The following is a 14308-nucleotide window of genomic DNA, read 5'->3' as shown; positions in this document are numbered from 1 at the left end:
GGCCGCTTCGGCGGTGGTGCGATTCAGGGCGAGCCAGACGAAGCGTCCGCAGTGGATGGTGCCCATTCACGGCAAACAATTGGTGGCAAGCTCTGCCCGCCGCCAAACGCGCAGCATCCTTCAGGGGATCGGAATGCGACCTCTACCGCGAATTCCCACCGAAAGGACAGCGTTTGCAGTCGCGACTAGATCTTGAAATCTGGTGGCCGCACGACCGTCAGACGCACCACGGATGCTGATTGAACGACGGAAACAACCTTGGTCTCAACGACTGCAAGGGCTCCGCTCCTTGCGGCACTGTTGAACGCGTCATCTGCATCTGTCTGTTGCCCGATGCGGCTAACTTTACGCTCGCTCTGGCGCAGCTGCGAACGGCACGGTGGTCCACCAAACGCGTTGACCATATCTTCCCACTGAGCGCGTGTCCTTGCGCCCAGATCGGCGATTGAGGCGTGACATGTTGCTGACGCTGCTCTTGGAGACGCTGGCGTCAACGCGCCGCATGGGTCCGACCCAACCAGGCCGATTGCGGGACAACAAGCCGACTTTCAGGTCCGACAAGTAAACCACGCGTGCCGATGGCGCCGCGGAAAACAATTCCCAGCGCTGATAAAGCCAGCCCAAATGCCTTTCGCGGCAACGGGCGAAAGCCACATCGCACAAAAGAAAAAGGCCCCGGACAAACCCGGGGCCTTTCCTGGATTTCGATCACACGCCGGCCGAGCCGGCAGAGGATCAATGTTCCTTGTTGGCGTAAACCGACTTCTTGGTCAGGTAGACGAGACCGGTGAAGATCAGCAGGAACACCATGACCATGAAGCCGGTGCGCTTGCGATCCTCGAGGTGCGGTTCGGCTGCCCACATCAGGAAGGCCGAAACGTCCTTGGCGTACTGGTCCACCGTCTGTGGCGTACCATCGTCGTAGGTAACCTGATCGTTGGAGATCGGCTGAGCCATCGCCAGTGCCGAAGCGTTGGCGAAGTATGGGTTGTAGTGGGTGCCTTCAGCGACCTGAACACCTTCCGGTGGCTCATGGTAACCGGTCAGCAGCGCGTGGATATAGTCCGGGCCACCTTCCTGGTAGGGCCAGAACATATCGAAGACGAACTGCGGGAAGCCGCGCTCGATGCCGCGCGCCTTGGCGATCAGCGAGAAGTCCGGCGGTGCAGCCCCGTTGTTGGAAGCAGCAGCAGCTTCCTTGTTCGGGTACGGCGACGGGAAATGATCCGAAGGCACGGCCCTGCGGGTAAACATTTCGCCGTCTGCGTTAGGGCCGTCCTGAACTTCGTAGTTCGCGGCAAAGGCCTTCACCTGGGCGTCGGAATAGCCGAGGGCTCCAAGCGTACGGAATGCCACCAGTTCCATCGAGTGGCAGGCCGAACAGACCTCGGTATAGACCTTCAGGCCGCGCTGCAGCTGGCCCTTGTCGTAGTTGCCGAACGGGCCGGCAAACGACCAGTCCTGCTGCTCGGGCTTGTGGATCGGATAGTGGGGCGTGCCGCCGCCATGCTCCGCGCCACCTGCCGCCTCTTCAGCGACAGCAGCTCCGAGACCGAGGCCAGCGACGACAGCAAGTGACAGAATGCCTGTTACAAGCTTTTTCATTGTTGTGGATTCCTTATCAATCGCTGTTCTGATCAGGCGCGTGCGGTGGCCGGTTGAGCCTTCGCATTCTTCTTTTCCAGCACCGCTTCGGTGATGGAGTTCGGAATGCGCTTGGGCGTCTCGATCAGGCCGAGAACCGGCATGATGACGAGGAAGAAGCCGAAGTAGTACAGCGTGCCGATCTGCGACATGACAACATACAGGCCTTCTGCAGGGCGCGAACCCAGCCAGCCGAGCATGATGGCGTTGACCACGAAGATCCAGAAGAACAGCTTGTACCACGGACGGTAGACAGCCGAACGGACCTTCGACGTATCGAGCCAGGGCAGGAAGAACAGGATGATGATCGAGCCGAACATCACCAGAACGCCGCCGAGCTTGGAGTCGATCGGGCCGACATTGAAGGTGATGGCGCGCAGCATCGCGTAGAACGGCAGGTAGTACCATTCGGGAACGATGTGGGCAGGCGTCTTCAGCGCGTCAGCCGGAATGTAGTTGTCCGGATGGCCGAGGAAGTTCGGCTGGTAGAAGACGAACCATGCGTAGATCAGCAGGAAGATGGAAACGCCGAGTGCGTCCTTCAGCGTCGCGTACGGCGTGAACGGAACGGTATCGGTCTTCGACTTCACTTCGACGCCGGTCGGATTGGTCTGGCCGGTGACGTGCAGGGCCCAGACGTGAAGCACGACGACGCCGGCGATCATGAAGGGCAGCAGGTAATGCAGCGAGAAGAAGCGGTTCAGCGTCGGCTGGTCGACGGCAAAGCCGCCAAGCAGGAACTGCTGGATCCACTCGCCCACCAACGGAAAGGCCGAGAAGAAGCCGGTGATAACGGTCGCACCCCAGAAGGACATCTGACCCCAGGGCAGAACGTAGCCCATGAAGCCGGCAGCCATCATCAGGAGATAGATGACCACGCCGAGGATCCAGAGGATTTCGCGCGGTGCCTTGTACGAGCCGTAGTAGAGGCCGCGGGCAATGTGCAGGTAGACGGCGATGAAGAAGAACGACGCGCCGTTGGCGTGCATGTAGCGCAAGAGCCAACCGTGGTTGACGTCGCGCATGATCTTTTCGACCGAGTTGAACGCAACGGTCGTGTCGGCGGCATAGTGCATGGCCAGCACGATGCCGGTCAGGATCTGCACGACCAGCATCACGGAAAGCATGGCGCCAAAGGTGTATGCGTAGTTCAGGTTCCGGGGAACCGGATAGCTGATGAAGCTGTCGTGAATCATACGCGGCAGCGGAAGACGGGAATCAACCCATTTCTCAATGCCAGTCGTTGGCGTGTAGGTTGAATGTTCAGCACTCATTATCAGTAGTCCCCTCAACCGATCTTGATAACTGTGTCGGAAACGAACGAGAAGGTCGGCACGGGGAGGTTTTCCGGCGCCGGACCTTTACGGATTCGGCCAGCCGTATCGTAGTGCGAACCGTGGCAGGGACAGAACCAGCCACCGAAATCACCGGCCTGACCAAGCGGCACGCAGCCGAGATGGGTGCAGGAGCCGATCATCACGATCCAGTTTTCCTTGCCTTCGCCGGCGGAGCGATCGAGATCGTTCGCCTCGGCGTCGGTCGGAAGGTTGGCGTTGCGCGCAACCGGGTCCTTGAGGTCGGCAAGAGCGACCGCCTTGGCCTCTTCCACTTCCTTCTCGGTGCGGTTGCGGATGAAGATCGGCTTGCCGCGCCATTTGGCCGTCAGCGACATGCCGGCCTGAAGGCTCGACACATCGACCTCGATCGAGGCGAGCGCAAGCGTCGAGGCATCCGGACGCATCTGGTCGATGAATGGCCAAGCGACCGCGCCGGCGCCAACGACGCCCGCCATGCCGGTGGCCAGGTAAAGAAAATCGCGGCGAGTGGGCTCGCCCGAGGTCTCGCTTGAAATGTCGTGTTCGCTCACGGCTGAACCATCCTCTCACGCAATGTTGCGGAAACCGCATCCGCCCAGCGAGATCCCTGCCCTTGCGGTTTGACCTAGGTCAAGGAAACACGCCCAATCAAAGTGCTGGCACCTTGGCCGGCTTGCTGTCGCAAACACGTTTTCGGCGCCAGAATCCGTAAAGTTCTGCGCGCGCACGGCTCGCAGATTCCCCGTCAATCCGGCGCGTTCTATGCTTGATCGCAAATTATGTCCAGCCTTGACAAGGGTGGGTGGGCAGATTGTCGCGGGGAAAAGCGCGGCCAATTGGCACAAGGACTTGACGGTTTGCGTTGCCGCCGTCGGACCACCTTGAAAAGGCAGTTGAGCTGCCCTACTCCGCCGCCTCTTCGCGCGCCAGAAACCCGCCCGATTGCCGCGACCAGAGATCGGCGTAAAGACCGCCTCGGGAGATCAGTTCGGCGTGGGTTCCGTCCTCGACGATCCGACCCTTGTCCATGACGACGAGTCGGTCGAGCGCGGCGATCGTCGACAGCCGGTGCGCGATGGCCAGAACCGTCTTACCCTGCATCAGCCGGTCGAGATTGGACTGGATCGCCGCTTCCACTTCGGAATCGAGCGCCGAGGTTGCCTCGTCGAGAACGAGGATCGGCGCATCCTTGAGCATGACACGCGCAATGGCGATACGCTGCCTCTGTCCGCCCGAAAGCTTGACGCCGCGTTCGCCGACATAAGCATCGAAACTCTTGCGGCCGCGCTGGTCCTCGAGGTCCAGGATAAACTCGTACGCCTCGGCCTTCTCGGCCGCCATGATCAGTTGTTCATCTGTCGCATCCGGGTGCCCGAAGAGAATATTGTCGCGGATGGAGCGGTGCAGAAGCGATGTGTCCTGGCTGACCATGCCGACCTGCGCGCGCAACGATTCCTGCTTCACCGTCGAAATATCCTGGCCGTCGATCAGGATGCGCCCGCCCTCGAGATCGTAGAACCGCAGAAGCAGGTTGACGAGCGTCGACTTGCCAGCGCCAGAACGGCCGACGATGCCAACTTTCTCTCCTGGACGAATGACCAGGGAGAAGTCGTCGATGACGCCTGCACCCTTGCCATAGTGAAACTTCACATGCTCGAAGCGGATCTCCGGCTCGCTGACAGACAGCTCCTTCGCACCCGGTTGGTCGACAAGGCCGATCGGCTGGGAGACGAGCTCGGCCGAATTCTGGATCGTGCCGATGTTTCGCATGATCGAGTTGAACTGCGTCATCATCCGCCCGAGCAGCATGTTGAGCCTGAGCACCAGTGCCAACGTGAAGGCGACTGCGCCCGAACTGATAGAGCCGCCTAGCCAAAGGTGAATGGCGTAGATTGCGATCGCCGCGATCATCATGCCTGACAGAAGCGCCAGCGAGGCGCGCACCGCCGTCAACAGCCGCGTGAATGGAATGACCGCCCGCTGGAAGCGATCGAAGCCGGCGCGGATATAGCGATCGTTCTCGTCGTCGCGGCCGAACAGCTTCAAGGTCTGGATGTTCGAATAGGCATCCACCATGCGCCCGTTCAGCATCGAGGCCATTTCGGCGGTATCGCGCGCGTGCTTGCGGATGCGTGGAACGAAGTAGCGCGCCAGCGCCAGGAAGATGACGATCCAGAACGCGACCATCGCCGCCAGCCGCCAGTCGAGCTGGGCAACCAGCGCCATTGTCGAGGCGGTGTAAATGACGATGAACCAGACGACCTGCAGCAGCGACACGATCAGATCGCTGGTCGCCTGCGCGCCCGACCAGACCTTTGTCACGATCCGGCCTGAAAAATCGTTCTGGAAGAAGGACAGCGATTGCCGAGCGACGTGCGTGTAGGACTGCCAGCGCACCAGATTGAGGAAGCCGGTGATGATCGACTGCTCCTCGACGAGTGCTGCCAGCGACACCGCGACGAAGCGGAACACCAGCACTGTCAGCAACATGAACAGCAGTTCGGGGCCATTGGCGGAAATCAATCCACTCCATCCGGCCTCCGGCTTCACCGTGTCGAGCAGATCAACCAGTCGCCCGACGAAGTAAAAGAGCCCGGCTTCCAGCATGGCGACAAGACCGCCGAGGATGGCCATGGCCAGAAACGGCCCCTTGGCCTGGCGGGCATAGAACCAGGCGAAAGCCCATAACGATTTCGGCGGCTGCAATCGCTCCCGCGGCGCAAACGGCTTGATCCAGTTCTCGAAGATGCTGACGATGGCGCTGAGCATGGTTCCGATATAGGCGGTTCGGCGGCAACAGCAATCGGTTTCCACCATTGGGCGCATTACAAATGCGTAACGTCAAGTCTGCAGCCCCGCCGCCATCGGGCGACGGGGCGGCCGCGGATTACTCCGCCGCCTCTTCCTTCTCGGTATCGTCGGCAATGAAGCCGCCCGACTGCCGCGACCAAAGGTCGGCATAAAGGCCGCCCTTGGCTACGAGCTCGCCATGCGAACCGGTTTCGACGATCCGGCCGGCCTCGAGGATGACCAGTCGGTCCATTTCCGTCAGCGTCGATAGGCGATGAGCAATCGCGATCACCGTCTTGCCAGCCATCAGCGCGAACAGGTTCTCCTGGATCGCCTGCTCGACTTCGGAATCGAGCGCTGATGTCGCCTCGTCGAGGACCAGGATCGGTGCGTCCTTGAGGAAGACACGGGCAATAGCGATGCGCTGACGCTGGCCGCCGGAGAGCTTGACGCCCCTTTCGCCGACCTGGGCATCGAGCCCCTTGCGCCCCTGGTTGTCCTCAAGCGCCTGGATGAACTCCCAGGCGTTCGCTCGCTTCGCTGCCGCCGCGATCGCCTCGTCGTCCGCTTCCGGATGTCCATAGGCGATGTTGTCGCGGATGGAGCGATGCAGCAGCGAGGTGTCCTGCGTCACGACGCCGATCTGGGCACGCAGGCTATCCTGCGTGACTGTAGCGATATCCTTGCCGTCGATCCGGATTGCGCCCGATTCCACGTCATAGAACCGCAACAGCAGGTTCATCAGCGTCGTCTTGCCGGCGCCGGAACGACCGACCAGGCCGATCTTCTCGCCCGGCTTGATGTCGAGCGACAGGTGATCGATGACGCCTTTCGCCTTACCGTAATGGAAGCGAACGTTGTCGTAGGTGATCGCACCCTTGTCAGCCTTGAGCGCCTTGGCATCCGGCTCGTCGACGATGTCGTGTGCCTTCGTCATCATGCCAATGCCGTCATAGACCGTGCCGATGTTCTCGAACAGCGCCGAGACTTCCCACATGATCCATTGCGACATACCGTTGATGCGCATGGCGAGACCGACGGCGATCGCGATCGCGCCGACCGAGATGGCGCTTGTCAGCCACAGGTGAATGCCGAGCGCGCCGATGGCAAACAGCGCGATGCTGTTGTTGGCATAGACCAGCACATGGAACAGCGTCACCTTGCGCATCTGACGATGCACGGTTTTGAGGAAGCCATCCATGCCGGCGCGCGCGTAGGTTTCCTCGCGGCCCGCGTGCGAGAACAGCTTGACCGTGCCGATGTTGGTGTAGCTGTCGACGATACGGCCCGTCATCATCGACCGTGCGTCCGCCTGCTCCTTGGAGATCTTCTGCAGCCGCGGGACGAAGTAGCCGACGATGCAGATGTAGATCACCAGCCAGACAGCGAGCGGCGTCACCAGCCGCCAGTCGGCGGCGGCAACGACGATCAGCATCGTGACGAAGTAGCTGACGACATAGACGAAGACGTCGAGGATCTTCATCACCGTTTCGCGAACAGCAAGGGAGGTCTGCATGACCTTGGTCGCGACGCGGCCGGCAAACTCGTTGGCGAAGAACGTCATGCTCTGGCGCAGCAGATAGCGGTGCATCTGCCAGCGCGCGATCATCGGGTAATTGCCGAGCAGCACCTGGTGCATGATCAGTGAATCGATTGCCACCAGCAGCGGCAGGCCGATCAGGACCAGGCCGCCCATCCAGATGAGCCTGTGGCCCTCCGCTTCGAGGAAGGTGTCGCGATTGGCGCTCGACAGCCAGTCGACCATGTTTCCGAGAAACTGGAACAGCGCCACTTCGCCGATGGCGATCAGCATGGTGCAGACCGACATGATCAGCAACCACGGAACTGCGGGCTTGGAATAGTGCCAGCAGAAACCGAAAAGGCTTTTCGGCGGAAGAACGGGCTCTTCCGTCGGATAGGGATTGAGGCGGGATTCAAACCAGCCAAACATTGTCTTGCTCCTTCAGAGTATTTTGAAGGAAGGCGGGTATCTAACCCGCATTCTTTATCGTGAAAATTTCAGTCCGGAAATGCTGTCCCGCAAAAGCGGGTCTATCTTCCGGAGTTCCGGAAGCGCGCATAAATCTCTTGAAAGATAGGTCGCGGAACCGGTTAGGCCAAACGGTGGCCCGTCACTCCAGGAAGGCGTGTCAACATCAATATCGTCATCATTGCCTCCGTCGGTTCGCGTTGAAGAGAGGTTCTGTCTACCTCTATTCGCGCGGACATGCCAGATTGTCGCAGACACTTTCTTGCCTGTTTTTTCATCGCTTCGTCGAATGTTGCTAGTTCGGCACAGATTAGCGACCACAAAATCAGCGAGAACACGACCGACATCTGTAGGAAACGCCCATGAATGCATCGTCGACGCCACCTATTGAGTTGAACGGGCAGGATTTCCTGCTGAGGCGCGCGCAGGAAAGCGACGTCGAGGCGCGGCTGGCACTCGGGCGGGACCCGGAAATCTACCGCATGTTTGGCGGCGACGCATTCGTGACTCGCCCCTACACACAAGCGGATTCCGAAGCGTGGTTGCGGGCCAACAGCGAGCACCCGGCCGCCTGGATTATCGACCGCGACGGGCTGATCGGCGAAGTCAGGCTCGACAATATAGATCGACACGACCGGCGCGCCTCTTTCGCCATTGGCATCCTTGATCGGAAACTGCTCGGCCAAGGGATTGGCACTGCCGCCACTAAGCTTGTATTGGGCCACGCATTCGGTGAACTCGCCCTGCACCGCGTTTCGCTGCGCGTTCTTGCTTTCAACGAGCGTGCCATTGCCAGCTACCGCAAATGCGGTTTTTCGATCGAGGGGCGCGAGCGGGAGGCGGCGCTGGTCGATGGCGAATGGCACGATGACATCATGATGGGGATTCTCGCGCACGAGTTCTCCGCACCAAAAGACAAACCGCAAGGAAAGTAACCCGACGTGAGTGACCTTCGCATTGCCCTCTACCAGCCCGATATCCCGGGTAACACCGGCACGATCCTGCGTCTCGCCGCCTGCCTTGGCCTTGCCGTCGATGTCATCGAGCCTGCAGGGTTCGACCTTTCCGACCGCAACCTCAAGCGGGCCGGTATGGACTACATCGCCTCCGTCGCCCTCACCCGTCACGTCAACTGGGAGCGGTTTGAGGCGTGGCGGGCACCGACCGGGAAAAGGCTGGTGCTCGCCTCGACCAAGGCTGCCGAACCCTACACCCGTTTCGAATTCCGCCCGGACGATATCCTGCTCTTCGGGCGCGAAAGCGCCGGTGTACCAGACCACGTGCATGATCGCGCGGAAGGCCGCATCCTCATCCCGATGGCGGAGGGGCAACGTTCGTTGAACGTCGCCATTTCTGCCGCCATGATCGCCGGTGAGGCCATCCGGCAAGTGCAACTGCTCTGAAAAACCGGGCATGACGCAGCCTCGCTATTTCTGATGGATTGCTATGGGCGCCGCCGACGGCAGCACCCGCAAAATCAGGCGGCGACCTCGTTGTAGGGCGTCGCCTTGCGCGCCTGCTTCAAGGTTCGCGCCCACCAGATGAGCCGATCCATCATCAGGAACAGCGGTGCGCGCATCTCCTCGGGTTTATAGAGGTTGCCGGCCGCATCGAATTTCGACCAGGCCTTGGCAAACTGCACGCCGTCGCGCAGCGTCACCGCGTGCAACTCGCCGAAAACCTGGCGCAGCTGCTCGACGGCGCGGATGCCGCCGGATGCGCCGCCATAGGAGACGAAGGCAACGGGTTTGGCATGCCATGGCTCGTAGACCGAATCGATCAGCTCCTTCAGCGCGGCCGGATAGCCGTGATTGTATTCCGGAGTCACCACCAGGAAGGCGTCCGCTTCGGCCACCTTGCGCTCGAGCCATTCGCCGGGATTGACAGCCGCACCGACGCCGCGCGAGGCCCTCAGCCGTGCCGGATCGATCACCGTGAGATTGAAGACGGCTGAATCCGAAATCTCGCGGATCAGCCAGTTGGCGACCGTATCGCAGAAGCGTCCCTGCCGGGCGCTGCCGTAGATCACCGCTAGCGTCATTTTCTCTGTCATGGGGATTTGCTCCTTGTTGTGAATTCCATGGAGCTCATGCTATAAAACCTCAACATTAGTTGAGGTCAAGAGCGGTCATGACGATTGTAAGAAACAGCGAATTGCGACGTGAACTGACCGTCGGCGAAGTCGCGGAACGCAGCGGCGTCGCGGTTTCCACATTGCATTTCTATGAGGCCAAGGGGCTGATCCGCAGCAACCGCAGCCGCGGCAACCAGCGCCGCTATCCCCGTAGTGTTCTGAGGCGTGTGGCGGTGATCAAGGTTGCACAGCGAACGGGAATTCCGCTTGCTGAAATCCAGGCGGCGTTGACCGTGCTGCCGGACGACCGGCCCTTGACGGTCCAGGATTGGGCACGGCTGTCGGAGAGCTGGCACGAGCAGCTGAACGAGCGCATCGCCAGCCTGATGGCGCTGCGCGACCATCTGACAAGCTGTATCGGCTGCGGCTGCCTTTCGCTCAGGGAATGTCCGCTGCGCAATCCATACGACGTGCTCTCGATGGAAGGCGCCGGCCCGCGGCTGATGGATGCGACGGAAGAGGACGGCCAGCCCTAACAGACGCCACGGACCCGAAACGTCCTCGCAGGGGCGTCAATCCGCGGTCGGCAGGCGGCGCATGGTGAATTCGATTTCGTCACCATCGAGCTGGCGCCAGCTTTCCACCTCGGTCCAGTAGGCCGCTTTGGGCCAGGTATCGAACCATTCGCGCGCCTTCGCGCGCGCAGCACTTCGGTCGAGGCGAAAGGTTTCACGCACGAAAAGGCCATCGCCTCGTGCCGGATTTTCCCGGCGATGCCGGGCAATCTGACGCCGCAAACCATCAAGCGGCGGACCTGCGGGTATTCTCGCCATGGGCCATACCTCTGAGGGTAAAGATAGTGTGGGTATGGTTCTATTGCGAGTCCGTTTTACACCGTCCATCCGATGCGGCAGACTACAGCGCCGCGTGTCAAATAGGACGCGCAAAGGACGCTACAGCACATTAGACTTGCTGCCGATTTTCTCCTTAAATCGAAGCTGAATTAAGGAATTATGCATAGGCACGATACCCCGCCCGCCGTTGCCAATCCGGCGGAAATATGAACTGTGGCGCACATCAACGAATCGGCGGCTTTCCGGCGCGCAAAGCCGCGAACAGGACAAATTTTCATGGAACGACCGCAACTGCCCCAGGGGCTGCCTGCCGATATCGAAGACAAGAAGGCCGCAGCCAGGGCCTGGTTCGAAAGCCTGCGCGACACGATCTGCGCCGCCTTCGAAGCGGTCGAAGATGAGCTGACCGGGCCGTTGTCCGACCGGGAACCCGGCCGCTTCGTCGGCAAGGAGTGGAGCCGGGACGGCGGCGAAGGCGGCGGCGGTCGCATGTCGATGATGGAGGGGCGCGTCTTCGAGAAGGTCGGCGTGCACACCTCGACCGTCTTTGGCGAATTCTCGCCCGAGTTCCGCGAGCAGATCCCCGGCGCCAGTGAAGACCCACGCTTCTGGGCATCGGGCATTTCGCTGATCGCACACCCCGTGAACCCCAACGTGCCGGCCGTTCACATGAACACCCGCATGGTCGTTACCACCAGCAACTGGTTCGGCGGCGGTGCCGACCTGACGCCGGTGCTCGACCGCCGCCGCGTCATGACCGATCCGGACACCCAACTGTTCCACCGCGCCATGGAGATCACCTGCAATCGCCACGCGGTCGCCGACCACGCCAAGTTCAAGCAGTGGTGCGACGACTATTTCTTCCTGAAACACCGAAATGAGCCGCGAGGCACGGGCGGCATCTTCTACGATTGGCTGCGCTCCTCGGATGAGCAGGGCGGCTGGGAAGCCGACTTCGCCTTTACGCGCGACCTCGGCAAGGCTTTCGCTCTCGTCTATCCCAAGATCGTCCGCAGCAATTTCAACACGCCGTGGACCGAGGAGGATCGCGACGAACAACTCGTGCGCCGCGGCCGTTACGTCGAGTTCAATCTGCTTTACGATCGCGGCACCATCTTCGGGTTGAAGACCGGCGGCAACGTCGAGTCGATCCTCTCGTCCCTGCCCCCGGTCGTGCGCTGGCCCTGATGCGCTTCCTGAGCTGACGGAGTCCGCGGCTACTCCCGTCAGCTCAGTTTGAGATTCAAGATGCTGGCAAGCTGGCGGCCGGCATCTGATCATGCGTGTCCGCTCGAATGATCTTCGCCGCCGGGTTGATGCGCGACGCCAGGGTCGTGTCGACCCCAGACGACGGACCTTGATCGCCTCGACCCGGATCAAGACCATCATTGCCCTGCTCCGACACTGAGAGCTTAAACGCCCGCGCGCCTTCGCCCCGCGCGGCCACTGGCACACATCGACATTCCCCGGCGCGCTGCGTTGCGACCGGCTTGAAGCACCTCGCATCTCGAAATCCACCGCAAGCTCTTGTGCTTTGTCAGGTGCGTGAGCATCTACCAGAGGTGGTGTCGTGAACGCTTGCAGCTCGCCACGAAAACACGCCGATTTATCGAAATCCCTATCCGAATCTGCCAGGCCGCCGGATTCGGCTGCAATTTTTGGATCTCGAACATGATTCGGGTCGCAACACTGATTCTAAAATGGCAGCGATGGATGACGGGTCATCACCAAACGAGAAGGACGAATGTATGTCGAAGGGAAATACGGTACCAGCCAATGACCGACGCAAAAGGCGTTCTCGGCGGTGGCTCAAGTTTTCCGCAATCACGGTCGCGCTGCTGCTCATCCTCACGCTCGTACCGCTCGCCTTCATTCTTTACCCAACGCTGAAGTCTTACCCGAAGCCACCCGTCCAGACCGCTGCTTCGCAGCGGGAAGGAAACATGCAGGACCTTGCCCATCTGCGGCATCTGCCGGATGTCGAACGAAGCTTCACGCCCGAAACCAAAGCCGCATTCACGCAGGCTCTGAGCGCGATTGAACAACGTGCCGGAGACCTGGATCGGGCCGGACTGGCGATGGCCACGGCGAAGGCTGTGGCGCTGGCCGACAACGGTCACACCAATGTCGTCGGGCTTGCTGGTGATCGCAGCTTCAATGCCGTGCCAATTCGTCTCGGCTGGTTTGCCGATGGGTTGTTTGTGGTCGCTGCAGCTGAAGATCAAAGCCACCTCCTTGGGGGGCAAGTCCTCGGCGCAAATGGCAAAGCGACGGATGCCTTGGTCGAGGCGCTGAGGCCATATGTCGGTGGTCCCGCCAACCTTGCCAAGGAATTCGCACCAAACTTCCTGATCTCGCCGGAGCTTCTGCATGCAGCCGGCCTGGCTGAAACAGCGGGAAGCAGCACCTACGACTTGCGCCTTGCCGATGGGAGCATCGCACCGGTCGAACTCGTCGCGAAGCCCGGTTCCCAAGGGCCACAGAATACCAACTTCTGGCCCGCACGCGATTTGAGCCCCGTGGCTCAAGCCAACGCCACGTCCGGGTGGCGACACGTCCTCGATGGCGTCGCTTTGCCGGCCTATCTCTCTCGCCCCGACAGCAACTACTGGCACGTCTATCCTCTGGCAGACCTGCTCTACGTTCAGATCAACCGCGTCCGCGATCAGGCGCCGCTCGATCTGTCGCAATATCTTTCTGACATGCTTGATGAAGCGGCCAAGAAACCAATTCGCAACGCAATCGTCGATCTCCGGTTTAACAACGGCGGCAACTACACGCTTTCCGCTGACTTTGGCCGGCGTTTGCCGACGCTTCTGCCACCGACCGGTCGCCTCTTCATACTGACGTCAGGAAACACGTTCTCCGCAGCGATCAGCACCGCAGCGTGGCTGAAGTATTTTGGTGGTGCCCGTGTCACCATCATCGGTGAGACCGTGGGCGATCGGATGCAGTTCTGGGGTGAAGGTGGCCAAACCGTGCTGCCGAATTCGAAGCTGGCGGTCCGCTACACCACTGGCTTCCACGATTGGGAGAACGGATGCAGCCTGTCGCAGCTGACGTCGTGTTTTCTGTTGAACTACATTTACGACGTCCCGGCAGGCTCCCTTGAGCCGAGCGTTGCAGTGAAACCGACCTTTGCAGATTATGTCGCCGGCCAGGATCGCGCGCTATCCATTGTCATGGAGCTGCTCGCAGCCGACGGAAACGCCGGGTAAATCGACCAATCAAGCCAATCTTCGGAGCCGCCGACACCTGTTACGGCAAAGACAACATCTCTGTCCGGCTCCGGAATCTGGTCGATCGCAACATCATCGACCTTGCCGAACCGCGCGAAAGAGACCGAAGGTGCGCGGGCGTCACTTGCAGCTGCGCACCTTCTTCATCACCACCCGGCCATAGGCGCCATAGCTCTTTACCGTCTTGACGACACAGGTCTGTCGATAGCCGTAGCTGTAGTTGCCGGCCTTGGCAGGCATAGTGACGACAAAGACGGTCGTCATCGCAGCAGCGATGGCGATGAAAGAGTGGCGCATGGATGTTCCCCGTTCGAATTCAGCGGCCAGGAATGACGTGCGATCCGCATGTCGGAGCCATCGCATGAAAACCGGTTTCGCACTGTTTCGATTGGAACAGCTGA

13 protein-coding genes are annotated in these 14308 nt (G+C 60.5%); 5 read left to right on the top strand and 8 right to left on the bottom strand.

All coding sequences use genetic code 11. From position 1 onward, the window contains the following. Positions 1 to 735: 735 nt before the first annotated feature. From BLJAPNOD_RS13430 to BLJAPNOD_RS13410, 5 genes are all read right to left on the bottom strand, one after another. Entirely contained in the window at positions 736 to 1605 is an 870-nt protein-coding gene (locus tag BLJAPNOD_RS13430; protein ID WP_077503653.1) for a cytochrome c1, read from the bottom strand. Between the two features lie 32 nt (positions 1606 to 1637). Further along, positions 1638 to 2918, bottom strand: a complete 1281-nt coding sequence (locus BLJAPNOD_RS13425) for a cytochrome b N-terminal domain-containing protein (protein ID WP_077503654.1) — start codon at positions 2916 to 2918, stop codon at positions 1638 to 1640. Between the two features lie 14 nt (positions 2919 to 2932). Then, positions 2933 to 3511 carry a ubiquinol-cytochrome c reductase iron-sulfur subunit gene (gene petA, locus BLJAPNOD_RS13420; RefSeq protein WP_077503655.1) on the bottom strand — a complete coding sequence of 193 codons (579 nt, stop codon included), beginning with the start codon at positions 3509 to 3511 and terminating at the stop codon, positions 2933 to 2935. 352 nt (positions 3512 to 3863) lie between these two features. Continuing rightward, positions 3864 to 5729 (bottom strand): ABC transporter ATP-binding protein, encoded by a 1866-nt coding sequence (locus tag BLJAPNOD_RS13415; protein ID WP_115421285.1) that lies wholly within the window; start codon positions 5727 to 5729, stop codon positions 3864 to 3866. A gap of 118 nt (positions 5730 to 5847) precedes the next feature. Beyond that, positions 5848 to 7701, bottom strand: a complete 1854-nt coding sequence (locus BLJAPNOD_RS13410) for an ABC transporter ATP-binding protein (RefSeq protein WP_115420172.1) — start codon at positions 7699 to 7701, stop codon at positions 5848 to 5850. 401 nt (positions 7702 to 8102) lie between these two features. Between BLJAPNOD_RS13410 and BLJAPNOD_RS13405 the strand changes: the two genes are divergently transcribed. Beyond that, entirely contained in the window at positions 8103 to 8675 is a 573-nt protein-coding gene (locus BLJAPNOD_RS13405) for a GNAT family protein (protein WP_115420171.1), read from the top strand. Between the two features lie 6 nt (positions 8676 to 8681). After that, a complete protein-coding gene (locus tag BLJAPNOD_RS13400) occupies positions 8682 to 9143 on the top strand; it encodes a tRNA (cytidine(34)-2'-O)-methyltransferase (RefSeq protein WP_115420170.1) in 462 nt (153 codons plus the stop codon). A 74-nt stretch (positions 9144 to 9217) separates the two neighbouring features. On the opposite strand, the gene BLJAPNOD_RS13395 is transcribed toward BLJAPNOD_RS13400, so the two are convergent. Then, positions 9218 to 9793, bottom strand: coding sequence for an NADPH-dependent FMN reductase (locus BLJAPNOD_RS13395; RefSeq protein ID WP_115420169.1), 576 nt, complete (start codon positions 9791 to 9793; stop codon positions 9218 to 9220). Positions 9794 to 9870: 77 nt separating this feature from the next. Here BLJAPNOD_RS13395 and soxR point away from each other — a divergent pair, with 77 nt between their 5' ends. After that, a complete protein-coding gene (soxR, locus tag BLJAPNOD_RS13390; RefSeq protein ID WP_077503661.1) occupies positions 9871 to 10350 on the top strand; it encodes a redox-sensitive transcriptional activator SoxR in 480 nt (159 codons plus the stop codon). A gap of 36 nt (positions 10351 to 10386) precedes the next feature. On the opposite strand, the gene BLJAPNOD_RS13385 is transcribed toward soxR, so the two are convergent. Further along, on the bottom strand, positions 10387 to 10647 hold the full coding sequence (locus tag BLJAPNOD_RS13385; RefSeq protein WP_077503662.1) for a hypothetical protein: 261 nt from the start codon (positions 10645 to 10647) through the stop codon (positions 10387 to 10389). A 297-nt stretch (positions 10648 to 10944) separates the two neighbouring features. Here BLJAPNOD_RS13385 and hemF point away from each other — a divergent pair, with 297 nt between their 5' ends. Together hemF and BLJAPNOD_RS13375 are read left to right on the top strand one after the other, a co-directional pair. Next, positions 10945 to 11856, top strand: a complete 912-nt coding sequence (hemF, locus tag BLJAPNOD_RS13380) for an oxygen-dependent coproporphyrinogen oxidase (RefSeq protein ID WP_115421284.1) — start codon at positions 10945 to 10947, stop codon at positions 11854 to 11856. 470 nt (positions 11857 to 12326) lie between these two features. Beyond that, complete coding sequence (locus BLJAPNOD_RS13375) at positions 12327 to 13886, top strand: hypothetical protein (RefSeq protein WP_147294546.1); 1560 nt, start codon at positions 12327 to 12329, stop codon at positions 13884 to 13886. Positions 13887 to 14027: 141 nt separating this feature from the next. On the opposite strand, the gene BLJAPNOD_RS35390 is transcribed toward BLJAPNOD_RS13375, so the two are convergent. Beyond that, positions 14028 to 14204, bottom strand: a complete 177-nt coding sequence (locus tag BLJAPNOD_RS35390) for a hypothetical protein (protein WP_158556124.1) — start codon at positions 14202 to 14204, stop codon at positions 14028 to 14030. Positions 14205 to 14308 lie beyond the last annotated feature (104 nt).

It is taken from the genome of Ensifer sp. M14 (genome assembly GCF_003355565.1).
Classification (GTDB): domain Bacteria; phylum Pseudomonadota; class Alphaproteobacteria; order Rhizobiales; family Rhizobiaceae; genus Ensifer.
Note: the sequence above shows the minus strand (reverse complement) of the source record. Positions and strands in the feature narration are given on the sequence as shown.